General features: G+C 57.8%; 23 protein-coding genes. 9 read left to right on the top strand and 14 right to left on the bottom strand.

Annotated features, from left to right (window positions below):
* Positions 1–301 precede the first annotated feature (301 nt).
* Positions 302–583: a 3-keto-5-aminohexanoate cleavage protein gene (locus tag Q1A53_RS14220; protein WP_299967953.1), complete on the bottom strand. Its 282-nt coding sequence runs from the start codon at positions 581–583 to the stop codon at positions 302–304.
* A gap of 76 nt (positions 584–659) precedes the next feature.
* On the opposite strand from Q1A53_RS14220, the gene Q1A53_RS14215 reads away from it, so the two are divergent.
* Positions 660–866 carry a hypothetical protein gene (locus Q1A53_RS14215; protein ID WP_299967951.1) on the top strand — a complete coding sequence of 69 codons (207 nt, stop codon included), beginning with the start codon at positions 660–662 and terminating at the stop codon, positions 864–866.
* A gap of 584 nt (positions 867–1,450) precedes the next feature.
* Here the strand turns inward: Q1A53_RS14215 and Q1A53_RS14210 are convergent.
* A complete protein-coding gene (locus tag Q1A53_RS14210) occupies positions 1,451–3,346 on the bottom strand; it encodes a transporter substrate-binding domain-containing protein (RefSeq protein ID WP_299967949.1) in 1,896 nt (631 codons plus the stop codon).
* 1,083 nt (positions 3,347–4,429) lie between these two features.
* On the opposite strand from Q1A53_RS14210, the gene Q1A53_RS14205 reads away from it, so the two are divergent.
* From Q1A53_RS14205 to Q1A53_RS23420, 3 genes are all read left to right on the top strand, one after another.
* On the top strand, positions 4,430–4,927 hold the full coding sequence (locus Q1A53_RS14205) for a hypothetical protein (protein WP_299967946.1): 498 nt from the start codon (positions 4,430–4,432) through the stop codon (positions 4,925–4,927).
* Complete coding sequence (locus tag Q1A53_RS14200; protein WP_299967943.1) at positions 4,927–7,506, top strand: HWE histidine kinase domain-containing protein; 2,580 nt, start codon at positions 4,927–4,929, stop codon at positions 7,504–7,506. Before Q1A53_RS14205 ends, Q1A53_RS14200 begins: the two co-directional genes overlap by 1 nt.
* Before the next feature lie 388 nt (positions 7,507–7,894).
* A complete protein-coding gene (locus tag Q1A53_RS23420) occupies positions 7,895–8,413 on the top strand; it encodes a Hint domain-containing protein (RefSeq protein ID WP_366872739.1) in 519 nt (172 codons plus the stop codon).
* A 400-nt stretch (positions 8,414–8,813) separates the two neighbouring features.
* Here the strand turns inward: Q1A53_RS23420 and Q1A53_RS14195 are convergent, their stop codons facing one another.
* Both Q1A53_RS14195 and Q1A53_RS14190 read right to left on the bottom strand, forming a co-directional pair.
* Positions 8,814–9,299, bottom strand: a complete 486-nt coding sequence (locus Q1A53_RS14195; protein WP_299967941.1) for a pyridoxamine 5'-phosphate oxidase family protein — start codon at positions 9,297–9,299, stop codon at positions 8,814–8,816.
* A 72-nt stretch (positions 9,300–9,371) separates the two neighbouring features.
* Positions 9,372–11,021, bottom strand: a complete 1,650-nt coding sequence (locus Q1A53_RS14190; protein ID WP_299967939.1) for an acetolactate synthase large subunit — start codon at positions 11,019–11,021, stop codon at positions 9,372–9,374.
* A 684-nt stretch (positions 11,022–11,705) separates the two neighbouring features.
* Here Q1A53_RS14190 and Q1A53_RS14185 point away from each other — a divergent pair.
* Entirely contained in the window at positions 11,706–11,891 is a 186-nt protein-coding gene (locus Q1A53_RS14185) for a hypothetical protein (protein ID WP_299967936.1), read from the top strand.
* A complete protein-coding gene (locus tag Q1A53_RS14180) occupies positions 11,888–12,526 on the top strand; it encodes an NAD(P)-binding oxidoreductase (protein ID WP_299967933.1) in 639 nt (212 codons plus the stop codon). Before Q1A53_RS14185 ends, Q1A53_RS14180 begins: the two co-directional genes overlap by 4 nt.
* On the opposite strand, the gene Q1A53_RS23415 is transcribed toward Q1A53_RS14180, so the two are convergent.
* Positions 12,463–12,849 (bottom strand): integrase core domain-containing protein, encoded by a 387-nt coding sequence (locus Q1A53_RS23415; RefSeq protein WP_366872737.1) that lies wholly within the window; start codon positions 12,847–12,849, stop codon positions 12,463–12,465. The genes Q1A53_RS14180 and Q1A53_RS23415 overlap by 64 nt on opposite strands.
* Before the next feature lie 27 nt (positions 12,850–12,876).
* A complete protein-coding gene (locus tag Q1A53_RS14175; RefSeq protein WP_299967931.1) occupies positions 12,877–13,026 on the bottom strand; it encodes a hypothetical protein in 150 nt (49 codons plus the stop codon).
* A gap of 86 nt (positions 13,027–13,112) precedes the next feature.
* On the opposite strand from Q1A53_RS14175, the gene Q1A53_RS14170 reads away from it, so the two are divergent.
* Positions 13,113–13,703 (top strand): IS30 family transposase, encoded by a 591-nt coding sequence (locus Q1A53_RS14170; RefSeq protein ID WP_366872734.1) that lies wholly within the window; start codon positions 13,113–13,115, stop codon positions 13,701–13,703.
* On the opposite strand, the gene Q1A53_RS14165 is transcribed toward Q1A53_RS14170, so the two are convergent.
* From Q1A53_RS14165 to urtA, 7 genes are all read right to left on the bottom strand, one after another.
* Entirely contained in the window at positions 13,675–14,004 is a 330-nt protein-coding gene (locus tag Q1A53_RS14165; RefSeq protein ID WP_299967926.1) for an FmdB family zinc ribbon protein, read from the bottom strand. The genes Q1A53_RS14170 and Q1A53_RS14165 overlap by 29 nt on opposite strands.
* 54 nt (positions 14,005–14,058) lie before the next feature.
* A complete protein-coding gene (gene fmdA / locus Q1A53_RS14160) occupies positions 14,059–15,288 on the bottom strand; it encodes a formamidase (protein WP_299967924.1) in 1,230 nt (409 codons plus the stop codon).
* 29 nt (positions 15,289–15,317) lie between these two features.
* Entirely contained in the window at positions 15,318–16,007 is a 690-nt protein-coding gene (gene urtE / locus Q1A53_RS14155) for an urea ABC transporter ATP-binding subunit UrtE (protein ID WP_299967923.1), read from the bottom strand.
* A gap of 11 nt (positions 16,008–16,018) precedes the next feature.
* Positions 16,019–16,768 (bottom strand): urea ABC transporter ATP-binding protein UrtD, encoded by a 750-nt coding sequence (urtD, locus tag Q1A53_RS14150; protein ID WP_299967921.1) that lies wholly within the window; start codon positions 16,766–16,768, stop codon positions 16,019–16,021.
* Positions 16,769–16,779: 11 nt separating this feature from the next.
* Positions 16,780–17,919: an urea ABC transporter permease subunit UrtC gene (urtC, locus tag Q1A53_RS14145; protein WP_299967919.1), complete on the bottom strand. Its 1,140-nt coding sequence runs from the start codon at positions 17,917–17,919 to the stop codon at positions 16,780–16,782.
* 11 nt (positions 17,920–17,930) lie between these two features.
* On the bottom strand, positions 17,931–18,839 hold the full coding sequence (gene urtB, locus Q1A53_RS14140) for an urea ABC transporter permease subunit UrtB (protein ID WP_299967916.1): 909 nt from the start codon (positions 18,837–18,839) through the stop codon (positions 17,931–17,933).
* Between the two features lie 89 nt (positions 18,840–18,928).
* Entirely contained in the window at positions 18,929–20,200 is a 1,272-nt protein-coding gene (gene urtA / locus Q1A53_RS14135) for an urea ABC transporter substrate-binding protein (protein ID WP_299967914.1), read from the bottom strand.
* A gap of 231 nt (positions 20,201–20,431) precedes the next feature.
* Here urtA and Q1A53_RS14130 point away from each other — a divergent pair, with 231 nt between their 5' ends.
* Together Q1A53_RS14130 and Q1A53_RS14125 are read left to right on the top strand one after the other, a co-directional pair.
* Positions 20,432–23,773, top strand: coding sequence for an ATP-binding protein (locus Q1A53_RS14130; protein WP_299967912.1), 3,342 nt, complete (start codon positions 20,432–20,434; stop codon positions 23,771–23,773).
* Positions 23,763–24,674 carry a DNA-binding response regulator gene (locus Q1A53_RS14125; protein WP_299967909.1) on the top strand — a complete coding sequence of 304 codons (912 nt, stop codon included), beginning with the start codon at positions 23,763–23,765 and terminating at the stop codon, positions 24,672–24,674. The genes Q1A53_RS14130 and Q1A53_RS14125 overlap by 11 nt, the downstream gene beginning before the upstream one ends.
* A 518-nt stretch (positions 24,675–25,192) precedes the next feature.
* On the opposite strand, the gene Q1A53_RS14120 is transcribed toward Q1A53_RS14125, so the two are convergent.
* Complete coding sequence (locus tag Q1A53_RS14120) at positions 25,193–25,987, bottom strand: tellurite resistance TerB family protein (RefSeq protein WP_299967907.1); 795 nt, start codon at positions 25,985–25,987, stop codon at positions 25,193–25,195.
* Positions 25,988–26,699 lie beyond the last annotated feature (712 nt).

Genomic DNA, 26,699 nt, shown 5'->3' with positions numbered 1-26,699 from the left:
ACCATCGTCCAGATGGACCAAACGCCAATCATGCACTAACAATCAAATTGGACCACTCAGGTGGGGCTGATCACTGTGATCCCTTCAAATATCGCAGTGGGTCCAGCGATGCCTGCATTGGCAATCACTGTTCCAACATCTAGTGGACGCGAAACGGCACAATTCACAAAGCGGCCCATTACCGCAGCGTCCGTAACATCGCAGACCGTGGCGAGATCACATTCGGCAGCGAAATGGCGGGCGATGGAAAGGCCGATCCCACTCGCGCCTGCCGATACAATCAACTGCTGCCCCAAGACCTTCATAACCGCAAAAGGCTGCCTGTTTCTTCCGGCGACATAACCGTGCCGCCGGGCGTCTCCATGATGTCCGCAACCTTCATGACCAGTTGATCGTTTCGCGCTGGGACACCGCATTCGAGATAGAGATTGGCTTGGAGGCCGACCTGGACAGGCGAGCAGGCAGCATGAAGAAACCAACACCACTTTGATGGGTCAAGCTGATTGACGACGCGCCTTTCGATCAAAAGCTCTACAAGCGCATCATTTGGCGCTCGGGTCTGGCGGATGACATCATTTTTCACCAAGGCAGCGGATGCGGCTACTTATCTCGCGGACAACGCACATCCTCTGAATGATCTTATTCTACTGGACATTCGCATGCTCCAGATAGATGGGCTGGAGTTTCTGGACGCCGCTCAAAGCTATCCGGGCAAGAACAACGACGTTCCGGTTGTGATGATGCTAATGAGGTCCCTGAGCCCGTCGGATCTCGCCTGTGCCGCGGCGCCAAGGGACATTTCGTGCTTCATGAACCTACCTCTCGCAAAAGAGCATCTGGATGAACCTGTTCAGCTGCTTGATTAGACTAAGGCTCAAACCGACGGCGCCAATGGCACAACATCTGGCGGCGCTACCTCAGGCTGAGCTACCTAAACTTTTTGCCACTTTGACGACTGGAAAATACCCTTCTGACATCACGATCAAGAACGCGCCGCGATAGTCTCCCATGACATGCCACATGACGGTCTGAATTTTCCCTAGAGAACCGCCAGTTAGGTCTCTCCCATGGCGTATTTCGGGAGCATTTGGCTGAGCAAACCGTGGTCAGTTGGTGCCTCCTCTTCGGTCCACTCCGACATGAATTCTTTGATGAAAGATGAGATCGCCGCTGCCTCTCGCCTATCGGGCTTGGAGGTCACATCAATGCGAAATGCACATTCATGGACAGTTTTCTCGAGAGCAGGCTATGAGTATCCAGTAAAATCGGGGGGGGGGGAAGTGCAACACCAAGAGCGTTAGTTTTGCGCAAATGGGATCAACGAGACATAAACTGGTCGTTCAAACGAGCGGTGGAACGAGGCCACACTTTTGTTGCCCGAACAAAAAGAACCGGCCAAGGAGTTTTTTCAAGTGTAATTTGAGCAACTTTCCGTGCAAGTCTCAGCTCATTACTCTGCCGCTAGAGGTCGGGCGACAGCCACAGTTGGGATCAAAAGAGTGAAAATGCTGCCTCGCTCGGCCGGACAGTGGACTTGAACGCTCCCTCCCCACTCAAGCGCCGTCCTATGGATAAAGGATAACCCCAATCCGGTGCCTTCCACTTTCGAAGATAAGCGTTTGAACGGTTCGAAAATCGATCTTTGGTACTGTTCCGGGATACCCGGCCCGTCATCTTCAAATTCGAATACGGCTACCCCGTCTGCCTCTTTTCCTCGGATCATGATAACGCCTTCGTCGCGATCGTGATGTTTGACTGCGTTGGAGACTAGGTTTCTTACCACCGTGTCAAAGGCCACAGGATCAACGCGTACAATGGGGGTCTGGGTTTCAAGTTCGACCCGGAACCCACCCGGCAAACCGACCATATCAAGGATGTCCGGCAGTCGTGCGTTCAGGTCGACGTCCTCGAATTGCTCTGGAGGTACCGCACTACGAGAATGGTCCAGAAGGTCCTGGATCAGGCGCTTCATCTTGCCAGACAGGTTTGTCAGCATGTTGAAATGCTCACGAATTTCCTCAGGAAGCTCGTATCCGAGACCCGCGATGTCCTCTTCGATGAAGTCCATCAATAATGCTTGCTGAACCAGAGGGGCTTTCAGGTCATGTGCGGCGATCGTGGCGAACAGGGCCAACCGTTCATTGGCGGCCTCCAGTTCACTTTTCTGAGTTTGGATGATTTCTGCCTGTTTATACAGTTTGGTCACGTCAACCCGGACGGATGCAAAATGGTCTTCGCCAATGGCGAAATCTGTGGCGTCAAAAATCCGCCCATCACCGGCGTATACAATACGGTTCTGAGCTTCGCCATCTGCGAGCCGCTGGACGATGCTGTCGGCGAAGTCCTCGGCTTCGGCAGCACTCATCCCCTGATCAATCGTCCCATTGGTGTAAGAGGCAGCGATCAGGGACCTCAGATGCGCTCCCTTGGAAAGGGCATCCACCATCTTTGGCATGGCGCGCACGAACCCTTTGTTCCAATGCACCGCATGCATCTCCTTGTCGAAAATAGCGATGGCAGAGTCTACGCCATCCAGGGCATCGACAAGCAATCGGTTTTCGGCATTTTCGGTAAGCAGGCTGGTGGCTCGGCGACGATTTCGCCTGGAACTGAAGAGGGCACCTATCGCGATGGTCAGGACGATCAAACCAGCAATTGATCCCCATAAAATATAGTCATGCTCGGGCAATCGCGTTGGTTGTCCGAACCACGAGGTCCTGATCTGATCCAGAACCTCCGGTGTCAGTTGCGCTTCGATTTGTGCATTCAGAGAATCAAGCAGATCGCCCGAAGCAGATGAGACAAAAAAGCCATAAGGTGTTTGACCCAGTGGCGGTTCTATGGGCTCGACAAAGATGTCGGAGCCAATTTGCCGCAAACGTTTGGCAAAACTGTCTGCAGTCGCAATCGTCGCGTCGATGTCACCGGTCAACAGCGCCATGACGCGAGCATCGGCACTCGGATATTCCACAACCTCTGCGGAGGGTATTCCAGCCGCAAATCTCACGGTCAGAGAGCCTGTGACGACACCGATCCGGCTTCCGTGAAAATCCTCCAGCGTTCGCCGTGTGCCGTCCTTCCGAGCAAAAAGAACCGTTCGGAATGATCCGAAAGGCCGGGTCGCGCGGGCTATCGCCAGCCGATCTTGGGTCAACCCGAGCGTTGCGGTCATGTCAGCCTCACCGGAGACTATCATGTCCATCATCACACCGGGATCTGCAGTAGGCAGGAACTCCAGCTCGCGGCCCGTCGCCCCAACCAGCCGCCGGGCAACATCAATTGCCAGGCCCTGAGGCTGACCATTCACATCGGTGAATGCGTGTGGATAGAACTCCGTATACGCCATCCGGATGGGCGGGAGCGCTGGTTCCTGCGCGGCAAGCGGCGACCCCGTAAGCCAACAAGCCACGCCAACACCAAACAACAGAAATTTTCGCAATGTGGTGGAACCCGACACCATAGATCTGCCCCGTGCTTGCCATGCTCGGCAAGACTAGATCAGAAGATCCTTAATTTTTGGCGAGTTAGTGGGGAGGATCGTTCGAACTCTAGGAAAACAGGATGGGTTAAATGCAGAAAAAGGCGGTTTTTGAGTGGTTGCAGAGCTTCGCGTCACGCGGAGCACGTGTTGAAGTGAGCTGCGGACCACCTTCGGCTTCAAATCAGCGTGGGCCTGATCGACGATATCCTGGGTCATGTTCCACAGAACATTCCCCTCACGGACCGGTCGATGTTGCGATCGCAGTCGGCATAACGAGTGTGGTGGATTGCTCCTGCTCCGCCGGCATTGAACGTGCCAAAAGCAGTTGGCATCCCCTGCGAGGAAAGGCGGCCCTCGGCTCTGTTGCACAAATCCCATGAGGGATTCATCTCGCGAATTCAGCGTGGTAGCTTATTCACCTGAGCAGACACCCACAGCCAGCATATGGTAGGGCGCTCGATCGCCGCGGCTCGGGGTCTACCGGGCCAAGTGTCTCGACAACGTCGTCCAGCAGGATCACCGGTTTGAAACGCGACGGGCGCAACCGATGACGCGTTTAAAATCACTCAGACCGGCGATTGTAACCATAGGCTGGATCGAAACACCGCAAATGATCTGAAAATGGCTGTTGGGCAACGGGGTCCGGTTTAGATGTACGACAGCCTTGGGGCGTGAACGGCGGCCGAGATGACCTCCCCTGACGATAAAAACGCGACGAAGCAGCCTTTCCAATCAACATCGAAGTTCAGCGTCTCATCTTGCTATGTCATAGTTTATTGACAGGCGTCAGGGTTTGCAGGACTGAAGGCGGCTGGAACTCTCGGTAGCGCGAACCGCCTTACCTGAAGTAAAGATAAACCGGATGAAGGGCGGCCATCTATGTGTGCAGATTTTCGACAGGTTTTGAAGATTGAGACACGGGCGGAACATGAGCGAGTGGATATGCTGATGTCGTCCATCGATCTTGCGACAGTCGACGGGTTTGGGCGGTTCCTCTCGATCCACCAAAGCTGTTTTCGGTATATCCGTGACCGTGTGACGGTGGAAAGCGACGCATGGCACGGTCTGGATGAGATGGTGCGCCGGATCGGCGCCGACCTGGCGATATTGGGTGGTGCAGAAACCATATGTGTCGGGTCCATTGTTCGAAAGCCAGACAGGCTGGCGGTCGACTACGTGGTTGAAGGCTCTCGTCTTGGGAGCAAAGTGCTCAGGAACAGATGGCTGGCAGCGAGCGACCCCACGGTCCGACGGGCGTGTGCATATTTCTCGTTTGCGCCGGTGCCCGGTCGCTGGCGCAGAATCTGCGACCAGCTTTCCAACGTCCCGGTGCATAGCGAACGTGCGAAAGCAATTATCCACGATACAAAAATGCTGTTTGCGTTGTTCCACGCCACAGCTTGTGCGCCAGCAGCACAATGGCCTCGGAGCGCGGAGTTAGCCTAGTGAAAAAGCGCGACATCGAAAACAGGGCAACGCCTGCTGTCGATCTCACGAACTGTGACCGCGAGCCTATCCATTTGCTTGGAAACGTGCAGGGCTACGGGTGTCTCATCTCGACATCAGCGGATTTCATGGTCAACCATCTGTCAGCGAATTGCGCGCTTCTCCTGGGCATTGACCCGGAAGCTGCCGTTGGACAGCGGCTGATTGATCTGCTGCCGTCGCAGACCATTCACGATCTTCGGACGAAGCTGCAAATCAGCAGCAGCGGTGGTGCAGCGATCAGCCGTCTCTTTGGGTATGATGTTCAGGACAACGGAAGGTTATTCGACATTTCCATCCATGCGTCCGGTCAATCCTACATCTTCGAGTTCGAGGAAAAAGTCGATGGACAGGACCGCAATGATCTGGCGCTGGTCCAGCCCCTTATTGCGCGTGTCGGCAAGAGAGAGACTGTCCTTTCTGCCGCGCAAGAAGCGGCTACCGCACTGCAGATAATGTCGGGTTTCGACCGAGTGATGGTGTACCGCTTTGCACCAGATGGGTCGGGCGAGGTTATAGCGGAGCGCCATGCGACCGGAATGGAGCCGTTTCTGGGACTTAGATATCCGGCAAGTGACATCCCCAAGCAGGCACGCGAGTTATACAAGCGCAGCACGCTTCGCCTGATTGCCGATGTGAACGGGGACGTATCGCCCATCATCCCGGAGAAGAACCCCCACGGTGACCCCTTGGATCTTTCCTTGTCGGTCACCCGCGCCGTATCGCCGATCCACCTCGAATACCTGCGCAATATGGGTGTCGCTGCATCAATGTCGGTCTCAATTCTGAAAGACGGAGAGCTCTGGGGGCTATTTGCCTGTCACCACCGATCTCCTCGTTATGCCGATTACGAGCGTCGGACGGCCATTGAGCTGTTTGCACAATTGTTCTCCTATGAGCTTGAGCGCAAGGTGGAGGCCGCGATACGCGACGAAGAGCGTGCCTCGCGCGATTTGCATGACCGCCTTATGGTGCGCCTGTCCGCCGGCGGTGATCTTGTCGACAGCTTTGAAGTCATCGCAGACGAATTGTCCCGGATCGTCGCAAGCGATGGTGTCGCCGTCTTTTCCGAAGGTCGCTACACCGCGCGTGGCTCAGCCCCGACCGCCGAGGAATTCAAACGTCTGGCGCGCTTTCTGAACACTGCGCCAACCGGAACGATCTTTGCCACAGACAGTCTGATCGAAAACTATCCAGATGCAGAGATCATAGGGGATCGTGTCGCCGGGCTTATTGCCGTGCCGATTTCGCGGACGCCGCGGGACTATATTGTGTTCTTTCGCCACGAGATTGCACGTTCGGTCCGGTGGGCCGGAAACCCGGAGAAACCCGTTGAAATGGGTCCGAATGGCGTTCGCCTGACACCCCGTAAAAGCTTTGAGGCGTGGACGGAAATGGTGCGCCATACCTCGGAGCCGTGGTCTGAGAGCGAGTTGCGCGCGGCAGAAGCGCTGCGGATATCCCTGATTGAAATAGTGCTGAAGCTGACGGATGAAGCCAACGCCGATCGCAAAGCTGCTGCCGAAAAGCAAGAACTGCTGATTGCCGAACTCAATCACCGGGTGCGGAACATTTTGAACCTGATCCAAGGCCTCGTGTCGCAAAGCAAAGCCGGAACGACCACCATTGAGGCATATACCAAGGTTCTTGATGGCAGGATTCAGTCGCTGGCACGTGCACATGATCAACTGACACGACAGGAATGGGCACCAACGGCGTTGCGGGAGATGATCGAGGTGGAGGTCAATGCCTACCTGACCGGTCAGAATGACCGTTTGAATATCTCTGGTGACGCCCCGATGCTGGAGCCGGAAGCTTTTTCGACCATGGCTCTCGTCATTCATGAATTGGTGACGAACTCCGCAAAATACGGGGCGCTCACCGATCGCGCGGGCCGTGTCAGCATCAATCTGGATATCACTGACGATGGGGCTCTCTTTATCAAGTGGCGCGAACAGGGCGGGCCACCGGTTCAGGCTCCGACCCGTCGGGGTTTCGGCTCAACCATCATCGAGCGCACAGTCCCGTTTGAGCTGAAAGGCAAGGTCGAGACGCGTTTCAAACTGGCAGGGTTCGAAGCCGATATCATGATCCCGTCAAGATTTGTTTCCAAAGGGACGCTTGAAGCAATCGAAAGCCCTGCCAAGGAGGAGCCTGCAGAGCCCACAACCCGCAAAGAGCTTTCGGGTACAGTCCTCATCCTTGAAGACAATATGGTGATCGCGCTTGACGCCTCCGACATCATGACCGCGCATGGCGCCAAAGCAGTTAGGCTCGCCAGTTCAGTCGATGATGCGCTAGAGATCATGGCTGATGAAGAGATCACCTTGGCCGTGTTGGATATAAACCTGGGAAGTCAAACGTCTCTTCCAGTGGCTCAAAAGCTGGATGCTATGGGCATTCCGTTTGTGCTGGCTACGGGGTATGGCGATGTCGAAAACATGCTAACCGAATACCCAAAGGCGCCGGTCGTACAAAAGCCGTTCACCTCCGAGAGTTTGCTTAGGCAAATAGATACCGCACTGGCTAGGGTAAACTGAGCTGTCACCACTCGCCGACGCAGACAGTCTAAAGACGCATGGCTTACACTCTCTTCTCGGTCTGAGTCTGTCTCCGAGGTCGCTTAAACGTTCGGCTGGCAGTTAAAACCTCTATTGTATCAAGAGGCTGCGCGAGTTGCAGGAGACAAACCGGTGACAACACCGAGACCCCATCGGAACAATGCAAGCATTCTGTATCTTTTTGTTCGAATCTCTCATAATATACTGAAATAATTATATATTCTGAGATATTGCTCCTTGTCAGAGCCAACATCGTTCATAGTTGCAGCCTGTCTTTTGATACCTCATACCATCGCTCAGCAGCAAAATTCCACTAGTCAGAAGTGTCATTTTTGACTTGCATTACGCGTCAGCTAAAGATGACAGCATGGATTGCCTATACTCTGAGTTTTCCAGCTCGGCAACGCATTCTGGATCGGCTAGAGCTTCGGAAACAGCCGCGAAGGCAACTCTATCCAAAGGGGACGGGGGAGACGCGTTCCAAGATGACAGATCCGCCAAGCCCGGCGCTGCGGACGTCTGTTTTTGTCAGGGTACGCTTCTGGAAGCCCCGGATGGCGCAATCCCATTAGAGGATATACGTCTCGGCTCGATACAGCGGACATTGGACTGTGCCGTTGATCAGGTCAGGTGGATCTCGTCGACGCGTGTCAAAGCCGAACAGTTGAGGCACCATCCCGGTCAGCGGCCCATCTTGGTTCGAAAAGGAGCTGTGGGCCAAAATACTCCGCGACGGGATGTGCGGATCTGTCAACATCACCGGATCCTTATCGCGGGAAAGATCACGCAACGCACGTTCGGTACATTCGAGGTACTGATCGCCGCCAGGAGCCTTATCGGCATGCCGGGGGGCGATATTTCGAAAGGGAACGCGCCGGTCACCTAATATGACGTAGTATTGAGACGCCACGCTGTTCTCGTGGCGGAAGGATCCGCGATGGAGAGTTTTTGTGATGGCAAACAGGCACTCAAAACACTGGACAGGTCCGCGCTTGCAGCGCTGTTTAACGCCCTATCGAACCTGATACTTTCCCAGCCCGCGCTCGCACGACCGCTGGTGCCCTGCCGCCTAGGCAAACAACTGGTGATGCGTCACCTTCACAACCGACGGCCACTCCCGCTCCAACGGGAATTCTTGCAGCTTACGGCTTGACCTCGCGAACCGACGCTCGGGATTGAGATTTCCGGACAGCAGAGACCCGCCGCGATCAGCAAACCGGTCATCAGCTGAGGGCAGCCATCTTCCACGGTTCCGCGCGTTGATGTGAGGAATTCGCTTACAGAGCTTATGTGACGGTATCGAGCTTGACGTTTTCTCCGAGGTTTGGCCCATGATCCGTGAAGTACGCGCGGGTTAGCTCGGCTGCCATGGCGATCTTGCCCCCGCGGTTGTCCCAGAATTCGGCCTGTGTCGGCTCGATCTTGACGATTGCGACGTCCGCCTCCTCGGGGTTGCCGCCAAAGAAGACGTCCGCGTAGGATCCCCAGAGCTCTTTGATCAGCGCGCGGTCACGACTGACGACACCGCGACCAGAAACCGATGCGAACAACATCTTGCCTGGATTTGAGAAGCTCAGGGCAATGTCCTGATTGGCGTCGAGCTCGAACACTTTGGCGCTGTCGCCATCGGTCATGAACTGAATGGTCCGCGCGCCTTTGTCGATATAGGGCGCCATCGGACGCGAGCGCATAACACCGCCATCTCGTGTGGTTACCATGCAGACCGACAGCTCGGCGATAATGTCCCAGAATTGCTCTTTATCAGTCGTCATCTTGCGTTCACCTCTCTGAATGCGGTTACCCGTCCCAACATCAAGATCAGCGCTTGGTTCCGCAGCGGACCATCAAAAGGTTTGATCAATGGTACCCAGTCGCCGGGTCAGCGCCATGTTTTCCCGGTAGTCGACGGGGATCACCACCATCGCAGGCCCGTCGTGATCCAGGGCGCCTCGCAGACAATCCTGCAGATCGCTGGCTTCCTCGCAGAATTGATGGTGCCACCCCATGGACGCGCAGAGCTTTGCCCAATCCGGATTGTCGAAGGACAGATCGGTGTGCGAGCCAAAGTCCTGTTCTTGCTTCCACGCGATCAGACCATATTCGCGGTCTTCCCAGACCAGCACCGCGATGTCGGAGCCGAGCCGCGAGGCCGTTTCCATCTCCTGAACGTTCATCATGACGTCGCCATCGCCGACAATCGCCAGAACGCGCGCCTCCGGCACGGCGTGTCTCGCCGCGATCGCGCCGGGGAGCGGCATGCCCATCGAACAAAACCCGTTTGAGATCAAACAGGTGTTGGGTTCGTGCGATTGATAATGGCGCGCCACCCACATCTTGTGGGCACCGACACCGGACAACAGGATATCGGCGGCACCCAAGACCGCGCGGGCGTCGGCCACGGCCTTTTGTGGGCGAATGAGTCCTGTGGCGGCGTCCGCAGCATGTTCGGCAAACTCGGCCTGCATCTTGTCGCGCAGCGTGCGTTGTGCGCTCAGATCATAAGTCGGTGCACCTTCGCGCGAAATCCGCGCGTTCAGTGCCGCAAGACCGTGCGCCAGATCGCCAATGACTTCGATATCAGGCTGATAGTATTGATCGCTTTCCGCTGGCTCAAAATCCATATGAATGATCGCCTTGGTACATTCCGCGTTCCATTTCGACGGTCCATACTCCACCGGGTCGTAGCCCACCGTCAGAATGAGGTCCGCCGCGTTGATGGCAAGCTGGGGATAATCCCGCTGTCCCATCCCGACAGTGTAAAGGCACTGTGGGTCATCCAGATCCAGCGCGCCCTTGGCCATAAACGTCATGAGCGCACCAATCCCCGTTGTCGCGCAGAGCTGTCGCAATTGCTGACTGGCGCGGGTCCGTATCGCCCCGTTGCCCGCGATAATGAGCGGTGACTTGGCCGATTTCAGGCGCTCCCAGACCTGGTCTATGATCTTGTCATCAGGCACCGGTCTTCGCACCCGGGACGAGCGCAGAGGTACCGCCTCCGTTTCAATTGCCGCCACGTCTTCGGCCAGTTCGATATGGCAGGCGCCCGGCTTCTCGGCGATCGCAAGCTTGACCGCCTTGTGCACGATCTCAGGAATATTATCGGGATGATTGATAGCGCAGCTCCACTTTGTGACGGGCCTGTACATCTCGACCACGTTCATCACCTGGTGGCTTTCCTTGTGCTGACGTGTCAGCGCACCTTGTCCCGTGATCACCAGAACGGGTGCGCGATCCATATTGCTGTCGGCTACACCGGTGATCAGATTTGTCGCGCCGGGACCGAGCGTGCCCAGGCAAACGCCAACCTTTCCTGTCAGGCGCCCGTAGACCCCCGCCATGAATGCAGCGCCCTGTTCGTGGCGTGTCAGGATGAAGTCGATAGACGAGCCTTCAAGTGACTTCATGAAATCAGCGTTCTCTTCACCAGGGACGCCGTAGATGCGCTCAATACCTTCTGCTTCGAGGCATTTGATGAAAAGGTCAGACGCCTTCATTTTCTGATACTCCAAGTCGGTTGAACTCTCGGGTGTGCTGCCAGCCGATCTTGCACGCAGACGACACGGCAGCGGCCGGCATGTGTTAGGTGACATAGCGGGAAGGCAGCGATGGTCTACAATTCTGAGGCATCCATCCGTCACAGCATCGCCCATCCATCACGCGACGAACACCCGCAGCTCTCCACCGATATGGATCAGAGCAAGTGATGGGAGAAACTTGATTTCAGGCCGCCACCCGTGCCTGCGAAGAGCCACCGCCGTGGGGCTCGCCCTCAAGGGCGAAGTGCCATCTCATGCAAAGCGAGCGATTTGCCCGATCATTGCCCACAATTGGTTTCCGCCACTCTCTAGGCTGTCGCCGGCCCACCTGTTGCGCGGGGCCACGTGCACTCCTTTGTTGAGCGGCGAGCTGAACCTTTGCCCGACCACGGCATCCCCGCACCTGTTTTGTTGCTGGGGCGATGGTTTTTGTTAGGCTGTTCATGCTGTCAGTCGGACTGGATGGCGCGCGGCAGATGCCACGGCTCCCCGACACAAAGACGCGGCACGGCCAGGGGTCGAAAGGAAACTTGCCCGTCCAACTCATACGGAACGAAATGAATTTTCGGACGTTAATGCCGGGGAGCGACCAAAAACGTCAGCCCGTCATCAAATATCTACTGACCTACGGAGAAATCAGAGATGACCACTCAAACGGATGCCAAACGATCCATTCTGCCAGCCTGCGACCGCCCGGGTCGGCAGGTGCCCAGCGTCGATCAACCTTGGGAAGCCATCTCCGAAAGGCAGTCTCGGGCGGCGATCACCAAGCGCGATCTGGCCCAGCATCGCGCTTACCACAGCCTCTTTGAGGATCTGATGAATTGAGCGGGCCTATCCTGATCCTCGGCGCCACCTCTGGCATTGGCGCCGCTGCGTTGAAAGAAGCGCAATCGCGTGGTGTGCCAGCGCGAGCCTTCGCGCGCGGGGCGGACAAGCTGGACGCGACCGAGCTTGTCGAGCCATTTCCCGGCGACGCGCTATCGTCGGACGATGTCAAAAAGGCCCTCGCTGGTACACGGGCAGTTATCTACGCGTTAGGCATCAAAGAACGCCTTTCGATGCTGTGGGAAGAGGAGACGCTGTTTTCTGAAACGACCCGAGTTCTGCTACCGGCGATGTCTGAAGCGAGTGTAACGCGGCTTGTGGTCGTGACCGGCTTCGGCGCTGGTCGCTCAAAATCCGCCATGAGCAGTATCGAGCGCCTTGGCCATCGCGCCGTTCTTGGCCGCCCCTATGCCGACAAGGACCGGCAAGAAGCATTGATCATGGACAGCGCCCTTGACTGGACGATCGTTCGGCCAGTGATCCTGACGAACGGGTCAGCTACACCCCCAACGGTTCTGAGAGATCCCAAGACCTGGCGGAACGGGCTGGTATCCCGCTCGGCCGTGGCGACCTATTTGCTGGATGCCATCGAAGACGATCTCGACATTAGGGCCGACGTTGTTTTGGCACGCTGACGCTGCAGCGGTATGGCCACATGGGGTGGTGGATATTTGGTGTTCGTGCATCGTCGGCTTCTGGTATGTCTATACGACGCCCTCCACGCGGGAGGCTGATGATCCAACGCGCTGTGTATCTTTGCGACGTTGTAGCGGAAGCGCCACTGTCTGATGAGGACACGGGCTTCTTGCGGGCTATCCAAGAGTTCACCGTTTAGCAGTTCATCCCTGGATTGCGCAGTAAAGCTCTCGCAGTATCTGCTCTCCCGAGGTGGTCCTGGCTCAAGGTAAGCTGTCTGGGCGCCGACAGCTGTAAACCAATCCCCCGCTTTTTGCGCCATGAATTGGGGGCTGTTAAGCGAACGCATTTACTCCGGCGGGCCACACAAGATGACCAGCTTCGTCAGCGCCTCCGACACGTTGTGTGAGTTGAGCTTGTGCTGCACACGGATCATGAGCGCATCCACGCGCCCCCCATCGACGATCAGACGGGAGGTTCGCAGAAACGGCGGGCGCATTTCGTATCGCGCAGCTCAATCCGATCAACGCGCATGCAACTCCGCAAAGCGACCCAAGGCCTGTACGCTCTCTTTCAACGAGGTTTTTGTGCCCGTTCATTGCTCGAAAGCTGCGATTGAAGTGGTCGCCTCAGCAGATTTCCGAATGGCTGATGCGCAGGCCTCCGGAGGAGGAGCAAGAGCCTGTGAGCCACGAAACAATCTATCGCAGCCTCTACGCGCAGACGCGCGGTATTCCAAAAACCAAACTTCAGCGATGCCTGCGCAGCCCACGCGCCATCCAAGGGTCCCGGCATGCAACGCAGAAGGGGTCGAAACCACGGAAGATCAATGATGCAGCGCCGAACAGTGAGCGCCCGCCCGACATTGGGAAACGCGCCGTGCCTGGCCACTGGAAAGGTGATCTGATCATTGGCGCCAATACCAGATATATCGGCACGCTGGTCGAGCGGCATTCACGCTTCGTGATGCTGGAAAAGATCGCAAACAATGACACGCAGAGCGTCATCACCGCCCTGATCAAACAAGCCCGGAGGATGCGGAGGTCGCAATCGTCAATCTGCGTACCGTCCGAGCGAATGCCTGGCTTCTGGGATGGCTGTCATCCGCTAAGTTTGCGACAGAACCAACCAATCCTGTTGCCGCAACCTAATGCGAAATCATCCAAGGTCGTTTAGTGGGAAATGATTTCGCGCCGTCCGCGTGATGCAGTGTCTTTGACGGTCGGGATTTTCCGGAAGAACAACAGGCACAACCGGGACCGTGGCTGGATCTTTTCGGGCTGTCGGCACTGCGTTCATTCGTCGCGTGGGCTACGCGTGTGCTGCCATTCATGATCGCAAGCCGCGGCGCATTCATCATGACCCGAGGGGCGGTGGCCGTGCAATCCGGGCACGCGATGGGGTCGGCGTACTGATCAAGCTTGGCAAACGCTGTGAACGGTCCGCAGGTTTCGCAAAGATAGTCGTAAAGGGGCATTTGCCGCTCCTGTTATCATGATGAATGGGCCTCCGCGGACGGAGGCCCATGAGACTAGAGATCATGCGCGATCGGCATGTCGACAGAGCCGTCAAGGTACGTGGTCGGCCCCTCGGCGTTCGGCATCATGTCCCATTCGAAAATCTCGTTGGGCAGCCAGAGCGTGGCACAGGCATTGGGAATATCCACCACGCCGGAGATATGCCCCTGAACCGGCGCCGTGCCGAGGATCGAGTAGGCCTGTGCACCAGTGTAGCCGAATTTCTTGAGGTATTCGATGGCGTTGAGACAGGCCTGACGATAGGCAATATGCACATCGAGGTAGTGTTGTTCGCCGCTTTCATCGACAGAGATACCCTCAAAGATCAGATAGTCATCGTAGACCGGTTTGATCGGCGACGGTTTGAAGATCGGGTTCCTGATCCCGTATTTCTTCATGCCGTCTTTGATCAGATCAACCTTCAGATGCAGCCAGCCAGCCATCTCAATCGCGCCGCAAAAGGTAATCTCGCCATCGCCCTGGCTGAAGTGCAGATCGCCCATCGAGAGACCCGCGCCATCAACGTAGACGGGGAAGTAGATCTTGCAGCCGCGGCTGAGATCCTTGATGTCGCAATTGCCGCCATGCTCGCGCGGGGGCACAGTACGCGCAGCCTCGGTTGCAGCCTTGTCGCGCAGATCGCCCTGCATTGCGCCCATGTGCGCGCTTTGCGTGTTGGGCAGCGCGGCCAACGGCGGCACCCTGTCGGGATCGGTGTTGAAGAGCTTTGTCTCGCGGCTGTTCCACATATCGAGCATCTTGCGATCCGGCAAACAGCCAATCAGGCCGGGGTGGATCAATCCGGCATATTTCACCCCGGGCACATGACGGGATTTGGTGAACATACCGTCGAAATCCCAGATCGATTTCTGCGCGGCAGGAAAATGATCGGTCAGGAAACCGCCACCGTTGTTTTTGGAAAAGAAACCGTTGAAGCCCCAGTTCATCTCTTCGACAGCACCGATGTCGAGAATGTCGACCACCAGCAGATCGCCGGGCTCCGCGCCTTTCACCCCGATAGGACCGGAGAGATAGTGCACCTGTTCAAGCTCCACATCGCGCACGTCGACGGCATCGTCGTCGTTCTTGATCTGGCCGCCCGTCCAATCGTAGGTCTCGATCTTGAAATCATCTCCCGGCTTCACCCAGACGTTGATCGGGATGTCGGGATGCCAACGGTTGTGCACATTCTCGTTGGTGTGAGGGCTCTCGCTCAGATCCACGGAGATCAGTGTTTCAGCCATGATGTATCCTCTCTGCTTGGTTATCTTGCTCAGACCGATAGGAATTTCGACACACGTGCCTCGTCGATGCCAGCGCGCGGGCTGTCATGCACGAAGGTGCCGTTTTCGATAACGATGACCCGGTCGGCCACATCCAGCGCAAAGCTCAGCACCTGTTCGGACACCACAATGGTCAGACCCTTGCGGTCGCGGATTTGACGCAGAGTGCGGGCCATTTCCCGGATAATCGACGGCTGGATGCCTTCGGTCGGCTCATCAAGCAGCAATACCTTGGGATCCGAGGCCAATGCCCGTGCGATGGCAAGCTGCTGCTGCTGGCCGCCCGACAGGTTTCCGCCGCGTCGCGATTTCATTTCGAGCAACACAGGGAACAGCTCGTAGATCTCGCCTGGCACCGTGCTGGCGCTCGTAGTCGTAAGCCCGGTTTCGATGTTTTCCCGGACGGTCATCGCGGAAAAGATCATGCGGCCCTGCGGCACATAGGCGACACCGGCGGCAACGCGCTGATGCGGTTTCATGCCACCAATCGACGTCTCGCCCACCCGCGTTTCGCCACCGGCCTCCGGCACGATGCCCATGAGGGTTTTCATCAGCGTCGTCTTGCCCATGCCGTTGCGGCCCATGACGGCGACGATCTGACCAGCCTGAACTTCAAGATCGATGCCATGCAGCACTTCGGAGGCGCCATAGGCCGCGCGGAGGTTCTGGATGGACAGCATGGCGGTCTCCTTCAATGGCCGAGGTAGACTTCGATGACGCGAGGGTCGCTCTGAACCCGCTCCATTGAGCCTTCTGACAGCACTTTGCCCTGATGCATGACGGTCACGCGGGTGGCGATGTCCGCGACAAAGCCCATGTCGTGTTCGATCACGATCACCGACCGGTCGGCAACGATGGTCCGGAGCAGGGTCGCGGTGCTCTTGCGCTCTGCCACGGACATGCCCGCCACCGGTTCGTCCAGCATCAACAGCTCAGGGTCCTGGATCAGCAGCATGCCGATCTCCAGCCACTGTTTTTGCCCGTGGCTGAGAAAGGCGGCTTTTTCCTCCAGCAGCGTGTCGAGAAAGATCATCTCGGCAATTTCCTTGATCCGGGACCGGACCGCGGCACTGCGCCGGAAGGCCAGCGCACCAAAGACGCTGTAGCCATGCGGATAGGACAGTTCGAGATTTTCAAAAACGGTGAGATCCTCGTAGACCGATGGCGTCTGAAATTTTCGACCCACCCCGGCATGGACGATCTGGTCCTCGCGCATGCTCAGAAGCTCGTGACCTTTGAAATTCGCTGAACCCGCCGTCGCCTTGGTGCGCCCGCAAAGAAGGTCGAGCACAGTCGTCTTGCCCGCACCGTTCGGCCCGATGATCACGCGGCACTCGTTGGGCTCGACGTAAAAGCTCAGATCGTCCACCGCCTTGAAGCCGTCGAATGAGACGGTGAGGCCTTCGACAGCCAGAACAAAATTGGGATTGGTGTCCAGCACGACTTTGTCTCCTATTCCGCAAGGGTGCGGGCACGGTCTTCGGTCATCGGTGCACCCGGTGGCGATCTTGAGAAGAGACGCGCGATGCGGGGTGCCACATACTCGGCGTAGACGCCCGCCAGCCCGTTCGGAAAGGCCATCACCACCGCGATGAAAAGAGCACCCAGCCCCAGCAACCAAAGCTCGGGAAAGCTTTCGGACAGAGAGGTCTTGGCCCAGTTGACCAGCAGCGCACCGTAGACCGCCCCGATGATCGACAACCGCCCGCCGACCGCGCAGAAGATCACCATTTCGATGGACGGCACGATGCCCACGAGCGTTGGCGACATAAAGCCCACCTGCAGCGTGAACATCGCCCCGCCGATGCCAGCAAAGGCAGCCCCCAGGCAGAAAATGAAGATCTTGAAACTGGCCACGTCATATCCAGAAAACCGCACCCGGTCTTCCTGATCGCGCATGGCGATCAGAAGACGCCCCAGTTTCGATTTCCGCACGAATTGCGCAATGAAGAGACAGGCGAAAAGCAACACGCCGTTGACATAGTAGAGCGTCTCCTTGGCACTGTCGGTGCGGATGTCCCAGCCCTGGAGGGTTCGCAGATCGGTGATCCCGTTAACACCGCCGGTGAAGCCCTGCTGCCCGATGATCAGGATCGTCAGGATTGCGGCGAAGGCCTGCGTGATGATCGCGAAATAGACCCCGCCCACCCGGCGCCGGAACATGGCCACACCAATGATGAAGGCAAAGGTCACCGGCACCGCGACGACTGCGAAAAGCGCGAAGGCCAGGCTGTTGAAAGGTTCCCACCACCACGGCAAGGCGGTGAGCTGGTTCCAGTCCATGAAATCGGGGATGCCGGGTGTCGACTGGATTGCGGTGTTCTCTGGGGTGGAGGCTTCGAGTTTGAGAAACATCGCCATGCAGTAACCACCGAGGCCAAAGAAGACGCCTTGCCCGAGGCTGAGGATCCCCCCCGCACCCCAGCAAAGCACCAGCCCTACTGCGACGAAGGCGTAGGTGAGGTATTTGCCGAAGAGGTTCAGCCGAAAGTCATCCAGCGCGAGCGGCAGCAGGACAAAGATCACCGCCGCGAGGATAGCAAAGCCGATGATGTCCTGCACAGAGAAAAGGCGGTTCGAACGGAGGCTCATTTGCCTGCTCCTTACTTGCGCAACTTGAGGGAGAAGAGCCCCTGGGGCCGGATCATCAGGATACCGACCACCACCAGAAGCGTGAGCACCTTGGCCATGGAACCGGAAAGGAAGAACTCCATGATCGATTGCGCCTGGCTGATCGAAAAGGCGCTGGCGATCGTCCCCAAAAGGCTGCCGGTGCCCCCGAAGACAACGACCAGAAAGGTATCGACGATATAAAGCTGGCCCGCCGTCGGTCCGGTTGAGCCGATCATTGTGAAAGCCGACCCCGCCACGCCAGCCACCCCGCAGCCGATGCCAAAGGTCAGCCGATCGGTCCAGGCGGTATTGATCCCCACCGCATCGGCCATCACGCGGTTCTGGCTGATCGCCCGCACCTGTAGACCCCAGGACGAGCGGAACATCAGAAAGTAGACGCCAAGCGAAATGGTCACGGCGAGGACCATGACGAAGATGCCGTTGATGGGCACTTCGACCAGATCGGTGAGCGGCAGCGATCCCATCATCCAGTCAGGTATGCTGACGCCGACCTCTCGCGCGCCGAATACGCTGCGATAGATCTGCTGCAGGATCAGGCTCAGCCCCCAGGTCGCCAGAAGCGTATCGAGGGGGCGCTTGTAGAGATGCCGGATGATCGACCATTCCACCAGCAGCCCGAGCAGGCCCGACGCCAGAAAGGCGATCACCATCGCGAAAAAGAAATACCCGCCGAAGAGTGCGGGCATGTAATCCGCAAAGGCGTTCGACGTCAGATAGGTCATGTAGGCGCCGAGGATCATGAACTCCCCATGCGCCATGTTGATGACGCCCATCTGGCCAAAGATGATGGCAAGCCCGAGCGCCATCAGCACAAAGACAGAAAACAGGATCAGACCGGCAAACCCTTGCATGGCAAAGATCGCGCCAAGCTCGCTCATGGAATAATCGGAAAACATCGGCTGCCTTTGTCGGTTGGGGAAACGGGAAAACGGCGGCGCCCGATCCCGGGCGCCACCCGCAGCGGTGGTTACTGGTAGCCTTCGGGGAAGGGATCCGGCTCGACCAGTTCCGCCGTCTCAAACACGACCTCATACTGCCCGTCCGCCTGGGCTCTGCCGACGCGGGTCTTGGACCACAGGTGATGGTTCTCGTGGATTTTGACGTAGCCTTCTGGCGCACCCTCGAACTCGATGCCCGGGCTCGCCTCGCGGACCTTGTCGACATCGAACGAGCCTGCTTTTTCCACCGCAGCCTTCCACAGCCACGGCCCGAGATAGGCCGCCTGGGTGACGTCGCCGATGACCATGTCATCGCCCCACATATCTTGGAAAGCCTCGACGAAAGCGATGTTGTTCTCGTTCTCCAAGCTCTGGAAATACTTCATGCAGGCATAGGTGCCCTCGATGTTCTCGCCACCGATCCCGCGGATCTCGTCCTCGGTTACCGAAATGGTCAGGACGAGCGGGCTTTCCCCGGCAGGATCGATGCCAGCGGCCTTGAGCTGCTTGTAGAATGCGACGTTGGAACCGCCGACGACGATGGCATAGATGACGTCGGGCTTGCGCAGGCGGATCTTGTTGATGACCGAATTGAACTGCGTGTGACCGAGAGGGTAGTATTCTTCGCCCAGAACGCGGGACCCTTCGAGGAAATTCTCGATGTGCTTTCGAGCGATCTTGTTCGATGTCCGGGGCCAGATGTAGTCAGAGCCCAGCAGATAGAATGTCTTCGCGCCTTTGGTTTCGCTGACCCAATCGAGCCCCGCGATGATCTGCTGGGTCGCTTCCTGACCGGTGTAGATCACGTTCGGAGACTGCTCGAGCCCTTCATAGAATGTCGGATAGTAGAGAAACCCGTTATGCTGCTCGAAGACCGGCAGCACCGCCTTGCGCGAGGCAGACGTCCAGCATCCCATGACGGAGGCGACCTTGTCATTGACCAGCAGCTTGCGGGCCTTTTCCGCAAAGGTCGGCCAATCGGACGCGCCGTCCTCCTGAATGTATTCGATCTTGCGACCAAGAATACCGCCCTGGGCATTGATCTGTGAGATCGCCAGCTTTTCGGCCTGCACCGAGCCTGTTTCGGAGATCGCCATCGTACCCGTGACGGAGTGCAGGATACCGATCGTCACCGTATCATCCGTGACCGCAAGCCCCGTGGTATTGATGTCAGCGGTCGCGTAATCCTGCGCCCGCAATCCCTTTGGCACAAAAAGCGATGCGGTCATCGCGGCCGTACCGGCCATGAAGGCACGACGGCTCGTGCCGCCCTTGATGTTTGGTAACTTCCCGTCAGACATGAATAATCCTCTCGATATAGTTGTATGCATGTGCAGAATCTGTGCGGCTCGCTTTCAACATCCGTTAACCAACGGCGGGTGCGTATACGTCGATTGACGTATGCCGCTGCGCATAAATACGCTGTACCAATTCCCTGACGTGAGAGCGGATCGGGTTTGGAGGACCCGGCAGCGCACGGTTTTCGGCGATGTTCCCGGCGGTGGGCGCGGGAGAAAGGATCGGGGTACTTCATGGCGATGATGTATCGTGCGACCAAGGAAAAGAGGCAGTACAACCGCTGGGTCGCCAATGAGACCATGGAAGATTTTGCGCTGCGTTTCACGGCGCACCGGGCGCGCCGGTGGTCCTACGGACGCGTTGCCAACACCGCCATCGGCTCGATCTCGTTTCTTGCGCTGGAAGCCATCGGCGGTGCGCTGACCCTGTCCTACGGCTTTGACATTGCGGTCACCGCGATCATGCTTGTCGGTGCCTTTCTGTTCCTGACGGCCTTCCCGATCAGCTATTATGCTGCGCGCTACGGTGTCGACATCGACCTGCTGACCCGCGGTGCGGGTTTCGGCTACATCGGATCGACCATCACCTCACTGATCTACGCCACCTTCACCTTTATCTTTTTCGCACTCGAGGCCGCCATTCTGGCACTCGCGCTGGAGTACTGCCTCGGCATACCGCTGGTGCTCGGCTATCTGATCAGCGCCGTCGTCGTCATTCCGCTCGTCATCAACGGATTTTCGAAGATTTCGACCTTTCAGACCTGGACGCAGCCCTTCTGGGCAGTCCTGCACATCACGCCGTTTCTCATTCTCGCGTTCGTGGGCTACGACTTTGAGGCATGGTCCAGCTTCGAGGGCAAATCGGGCACCGAAACGCATGAGGCCGGAAAGCTCATTTTGCTGGGCGCCGCATCCGGTGTGATCTTTTCCCTGATCGCGCAGGTCGGAGAGCAGGTAGACTACCTGCGGTTCCTGCCGAAACCCCATACGCCGTCGGACAAGCGACGCTGGTGGGCCGCCGTACTGGTTGCGGGCCCCGGCTGGTCGGTCCTGGGCATGTTCAAGATGCTCGCGGGCTCCTATCTGGTGGTTCTGGCGCTCGCAAGCGGCGTCCCGGATGCGCTTGCCAGCGATCCGACCCGCATGTACGAAAACGTCTTTGACATGGCACTCGGCTCACCGTTGCTGGTCATCGTGCTCACCAGCAGCTTTGTCATCCTCAGCCAACTCAAGATCAACGTAACCAACGCCTACGCTGGCTCAATCGCGTGGTCGAACTTCTTCTCGCGCCTGACCCATGCCCATCCCGGTCGCGTGGTCTGGCTGGTGTTCAACGTCGGTATCGCGCTGATGCTGATGGAGCTTGGTGTCTTCGGCGCGCTGGAGGCGACCCTCGCGCTGTACTCGCATGTGGCGCTGGCCTGGATCGGGGCCCTGGTCGCGGATCTGGTGGTCAATAAACCATTGGGACTTAGCCCGCCGGGCATCGAGTTTCGCCGTGCCCATCTTTACGACTTCAACCCAGTCGGTATCGGGGCCACGGCAACGGCCTGCGTGCTGTCATTGCTGTCATTTGGCGGGGTCTTTGGTCCGCTCGCCGACGCCCTATCAAGTTTCATAGCGCTTGGCAGTTCCTTCGCGCTGGCACCGCTGATCGCATGGGGCACGCGCGGTCAGTACTATCTTGCGCGCCCTGTCCCGACGGCGGTCCCCAACACCTGCATCGTTTGCGATTTCAGTTTTGATCCACCTGATATGACCCACTGCCCTTTCCACAGCGGGGCTATTTGCTCACTTTGCTGCACGCTGGACAGCGCGTGCCGCGACGCGTGCAAACCGCACGGTCGGCTCGACATGCAGATGCGCAAGTTCCTGAACCGACGCCTGCCTGCACCAGTGGCTCAGGCCCTGATGTCACGCATGTCGCAGTTCATCCTTAGCACATCTGTCATCAGTTCGCTGGTCGGTGGGCTCTTGCTGTTGATGCGCGATCTACGTCACGCCGAGAACCTCGACGCGATACTCTGGGTGATATTCGCGATGGCGCTGATTATCATCGGCGTCTCGGTCTGGATGTTCCTGCTGATCTCGGAAAGCAAGGCGCAGGCCCGAAGCGAAGCGGAAAAGCAAACCGAACGGCTTCTTTTCGAGGTCCGCGCCCACGAACGTACCGACCGTGAACTGCAGCAGGCAAAGGAAAAAGCCGAAGCGGCCAACCTTGCAAAGACCCGCTACATGACCGGGCTCAGCCACGAGCTGCGCACGCCGCTCAACTCCATCTACGGGTTCGCCCAGATCCTGGAACGAGCCGAGGACATTCCCACCAAGCGGCGCAACTCGATCACCACGATCCGGCGCAGCAGTGAGCATCTTGCCGGTCTCATCGAGGGCCTGTTGGACATCTCGCGCATCGAGGCCGGGCACCTCAAGCTCAGTCGCGACCGGATCAACCTGCGCGCCTTTCTCAAGCAGGTCGGGTCGATATTCGAGGAAGCCGCGCGGGAGAAGAACCTCTCCTTTACCATGCAGATCAGTGACGTGCTGCCGGTCTGGGTTGTCTTTGACGAAAAGCGCCTGCGGCAGATCATCATCAACCTGCTCTCCAACGCCATCCGCTATACCGAGCACGGCAGTGTCACAATGCGCATCACCTATCGCAACGAGGTCGCCGTGATCGAGGTGCAGGACACCGGATGCGGGATCCTTGAGGCAGACCGTGCCCGCATCTGGGAGCCTTTCGAGCGGGGCAAGGGGATGAAAGTCCGCGGCTCCGGCCTGGGTCTGACGATCACGAAACTGCTCGTCGAAATCCTGGGAGGGGACATCGAGATGGAGAGCACGGTCGGCGTCGGCAGTCTTTTTCGGGTACGCGTGATGCTGCCCGCCGTGCTGCTTGGCGCCTTGGAAGGCGGGTCTGACGCGCCGGTAGAGACAGCAAAGATCGCCGTCTCAAGTGTCACCGGATCGCGCAAGACGCTGCTTGTTGTCGACGACGATCTCAACCACCTGAGCCTTGTCGAAGGGTTCCTGGCTCCCTTGGGTTTTGCCGTACTGACCGCCTCCAGCGCAGAGCAGGCCGTGGAGATGTTGGAGGACATCACCCCCGATCTCTTTGTGCTCGATATCGATCTGCCGGGTCTCGATGGTTACTCGCTGGCCGAAAAGCTGCGACACGGTGCGCATCGGACGTCTCCCATCATCATCATCTCGGGTCACGCTGCTGACACGCGCCAACCCATCGCGCAGATAAAGCTCTGCGATGCTTTTATCGCCAAGCCTTACAATCTGGATGACCTGTTGCTCCGCATCGGGGAGATCCTCAGGCTGGAGTTGGTCTACACGAAAGAACATGCGACGGACGCAATCCCCGGCGCGGCCTTTTCCGAGGATGACCGGGCTGAGTTGATCGAGTTGGCCCGCAACGGAATGGCCCGGGCGCTTACCGACCGCATCGCCCAACTGGCCGAGCGCGGCAGCCTGCGAGGTCCGATGCTGGTGCGCCTCAACAAGATGGCGTCCGTGTTCGACCTGCCGGGCATTGCCGACATTCTCGACGAGGATGACGATGTTGCTTGATGAGCTGCCGGAGAGACGGATCGCGCTGGTGGTCGATGACAGCCCCGAGACGCTGAGCATGGTCAGTAGCGCGCTGGAGGAACACGGGATCAGCGCAGTCGTCGCCGCCAATGGTCGCGCCGCGCTGGATCTGGCACGCCGGATCCGCCCGGATGTCGTTCTGCTTGATGCCGTGATGCCCGGCATCGACGGCTTCGAGACCTGTGCGTTGCTCAAGGCGGATGCTAGTCTGGCCTATGCGCCGGTGATCTTCATGACCGGCCTCACTGACTCCGAACATATTGTGCGGGGCCTGCAGGTCGGCGGAGTGGATTACATCATGAAGCCGGCGGTCATCGATGAGCTTATCGCCCGCATCACAACGCATATCCTGAACGCCAAGGCCGTCCAAAGTGCCCGTCAGGCGCTTGATACCTCGGGGCGGTCGGTCATCGCGGTAACGCCCTCCGGCACCTTGCTCTGGGGCAGCCCAAAGGCACTGCGATTGATCGAGCCCCATGAGGTCGGCGACACTAACTGCGTTCTGAGCAGCCCAGCCTGCCTGGATTGGCTCGCGCAATGCGCTCGCCTCCCGGCATCACAAACGAAACGGTACTCCCAAAACGACCTGGAACTTGAATACATCGGCACGTCGGCTCTGGGTGAGGTCCTCCTGAAAACCGGGCTCAGGGATGCGTCGGCGCCCTACAGTCGGCTCGAAACCGGCTTCGGCCTGACCCCGCGCGAGGCGGAGGTGCTCTATTGGTTGTCGATGGGCAAGACCAACCGTGACATTGCCCAGATCCTCGGCCTAAGCAGCCGGACCATCAACAAGCATCTGGAGCAGGTGTTCCAGAAGATGGGCGTGGACAATCGAACCTCTGCCGCCGTTGTGGCGGACCGAACACTGAATCAGCTTTAGTCTTGTGCGGCGCAGTGCTCCGGGCAGAGACTTGATCCCGCAGCCATTTGACGGGAGGTTGGGCGTTCAAGCGGTATCGACGTACCATCTGGACCACGGAACACCCGCTGCGCGAGTTTTCTCGCAGACCAATATGGCTCGTCATCGCTCCAAATCCCCTCCATCCGATTGTTGTTCCAACTGCAGCTTCATCGCGTCCACTTTTCCTAGCGGACACCAACCTGCGCTATCGAACGGCTTGAGAGCGGCACCGCTGGTGGCGTGCCCAAGACACACAGAAGATACACAAAATGACCAGCCTGGTCGCAGTTGTATCGGTCGCGGACAAATCGTTCTTTCAGGTGACGCCGCGAACCATCATCGCAGGGCCGGGGCAGCACTCCAAGGTCGTTCGCGCTAAACTCCGCGGTATTGGCCACCCTCACCTGATATGAGGTTCGTACTGGACAAAATGCTACGGTAAGCAAATTCACGTTCCCGAGACGACAAGCCTCGGACGACGTGTACTTGTACGGTTGTCAGACCGTTGCCCGATCCGCGCGCATGGCAGCTTGAAGGCGGTTTGTCTCCATCTCCGACAGTTGAAGACAGGATCCCAATTCGTTCAGGAATGCCCGCTCCTGCGAGTTGTCGGCATCTCCAACCAAAAGTGCCGCCGCATAAACTTCCTTGCGAGCATGGTGCGGTGTCTGCTGGGCAATTTGCGCCGGCCCGACGGGGTTGTCTAAAGCTTCTCGCAGTAAGCGTTGCTCTGCTTCCGTGGCATCATCCAAGAAGTCCAGCAGAGCACGCTGTTCCGCATCGTCGATACTGCCGTCGGCCCGGGCCATCTGCACCATGGCCATTATGACCGGGCGCGCCTCGTCTGCATCCTCCCGATCGGGAATATCAAGCTCATCATTCAGTTGTCTGGCGCCGCTGTTGGGGTTGCCGCCGAATGCAGCTGCCAAGTTACCGAAAATCTGCCCCAGACTTTGGTTCTGCGGCACTGCCTGTCCGGTCATACCCGCTTGATGACCACCCGCAGGCCCAGCGACGCCGAGAGATGCAAGGATATTGCCAAGACCACCGATGCCGGAACCTCCGGTGTCGCCGACGCGACCCATCGCAGCATTATCGGTGGTGTTTGTTGCACCGCGGGTCGAAAGCGAACGGGTCAGACCCTGAATGCCACCAGCTGACCTGAAAACGTCCATACCCTTTTTGGCAGCGAACGCGAGTGCGAGTTTTGTAATCATTCTCTTAACAGACATCACTTCATCCTCCGTATTGTGTTTTTCATCTGAGCTTTCACGTCGATTGCCTTCAGACATCCCTTGGTGCCGTCGCAGTGGCCACCACCGAACTTTCGGATTGTCCAGTTGATACCTTATTCAACCTTCGCGACGATGATCAGTTCCCGGCTTACTTGCCGATAAACCTCCATTCACCGCAACAAGACGGGGTTGGAGTAAGGCTCTCCGGGTCGTTTGGCGCGGTCGCAAAGTTCTTCTTGCGCCAAAATGAAGCCACCTCAGCCGCCGTTCACGCCGCAAAGCTGGCGTAGATCTCGAACGGACAGCCTTTGCTCTGGAGCCCTTTTCAGGACGATAGGCGCTGTCTGAATCCCGTCCAACGTTGTCGTTTCTATTCTGAGTGATTTGAAGCCCAGCGTACCCCGTGTCCGTCGTTTCACATCGCGGCGTTTCTGACCCACGACGTTGTTGAGACACTTGGACCGATAGACCCTGATCCTGTGCGGTGAATCCATGTCACGCAGAGCCGCATCCATGCCCCTCAGGCCTGCCGAATTCGCCCCCACTTTTGTTGATCACACAGGCGAATGGCGGGCCAATCGTCGAAATCACCTTTGCAGGAAGCCGGAGCGCGGCGGCCTCGTCTCGATATTAAAACAGCATGAAATCAGGAATTTGGCCGCCACTATCCACGGTCCGGCACAGGTAGCACCGCCGCCGCAGACTTTTACGCAGTCGCGTTGAGAGATGGCTTACAGGACATGGAAGAAGGTGGCGTGCGGGATAGCGT

The organism is uncultured Roseobacter sp., from assembly GCF_947496515.1.
Lineage (GTDB): Bacteria > Pseudomonadota > Alphaproteobacteria > Rhodobacterales > Rhodobacteraceae > Roseobacter.
Note: the sequence above shows the minus strand (reverse complement) of the source record. Positions and strands in the feature narration are given on the sequence as shown.

Excerpts from the sequence above, each read along its gene's own strand:
- Q1A53_RS14215 (WP_299967951.1), top strand. The coding sequence starts at position 660 with ATGCTCCAGATAGATGGGCTGGAGTTTCTGGACGCCGCTCAAAGCTAT.
- Q1A53_RS14210 (WP_299967949.1), bottom strand. The coding sequence starts at position 3,346 with ATGGCGTATACGGAGTTCTATCCACACGCATTCACCGATGTGAATGGT.
- Q1A53_RS14205 (WP_299967946.1), top strand. The coding sequence starts at position 4,430 with ATGTCGTCCATCGATCTTGCGACAGTCGACGGGTTTGGGCGGTTCCTC.
- Q1A53_RS23420 (WP_366872739.1), top strand. The coding sequence starts at position 7,895 with ATGGATTGCCTATACTCTGAGTTTTCCAGCTCGGCAACGCATTCTGGA.
- Q1A53_RS14195 (WP_299967941.1), bottom strand. The coding sequence starts at position 9,299 with ATGACGACTGATAAAGAGCAATTCTGGGACATTATCGCCGAGCTGTCG.
- Q1A53_RS14190 (WP_299967939.1), bottom strand. The coding sequence starts at position 11,021 with ATGAAGGCGTCTGACCTTTTCATCAAATGCCTCGAAGCAGAAGGTATT.
- Q1A53_RS14185 (WP_299967936.1), top strand. The coding sequence starts at position 11,706 with ATGACCACTCAAACGGATGCCAAACGATCCATTCTGCCAGCCTGCGAC.
- Q1A53_RS23415 (WP_366872737.1), bottom strand. The coding sequence starts at position 12,849 with ATGGCGCAAAAAGCGGGGGATTGGTTTACAGCTGTCGGCGCCCAGACA.
- Q1A53_RS14175 (WP_299967931.1), bottom strand. The coding sequence starts at position 13,026 with ATGCGCCCGCCGTTTCTGCGAACCTCCCGTCTGATCGTCGATGGGGGG.
- Q1A53_RS14165 (WP_299967926.1), bottom strand. The coding sequence starts at position 14,004 with ATGCCCCTTTACGACTATCTTTGCGAAACCTGCGGACCGTTCACAGCG.
- fmdA (WP_299967924.1), bottom strand. The coding sequence starts at position 15,288 with ATGGCTGAAACACTGATCTCCGTGGATCTGAGCGAGAGCCCTCACACC.
- urtE (WP_299967923.1), bottom strand. The coding sequence starts at position 16,007 with ATGCTGTCCATCCAGAACCTCCGCGCGGCCTATGGCGCCTCCGAAGTG.
- urtC (WP_299967919.1), bottom strand. The coding sequence starts at position 17,919 with ATGAGCCTCCGTTCGAACCGCCTTTTCTCTGTGCAGGACATCATCGGC.
- urtB (WP_299967916.1), bottom strand. The coding sequence starts at position 18,839 with ATGAGCGAGCTTGGCGCGATCTTTGCCATGCAAGGGTTTGCCGGTCTG.
- urtA (WP_299967914.1), bottom strand. The coding sequence starts at position 20,200 with ATGTCTGACGGGAAGTTACCAAACATCAAGGGCGGCACGAGCCGTCGT.
- Q1A53_RS14130 (WP_299967912.1), top strand. The coding sequence starts at position 20,432 with ATGGCGATGATGTATCGTGCGACCAAGGAAAAGAGGCAGTACAACCGC.
- Q1A53_RS14125 (WP_299967909.1), top strand. The coding sequence starts at position 23,763 with ATGTTGCTTGATGAGCTGCCGGAGAGACGGATCGCGCTGGTGGTCGAT.
- Q1A53_RS14120 (WP_299967907.1), bottom strand. The coding sequence starts at position 25,987 with ATGTCTGAAGGCAATCGACGTGAAAGCTCAGATGAAAAACACAATACG.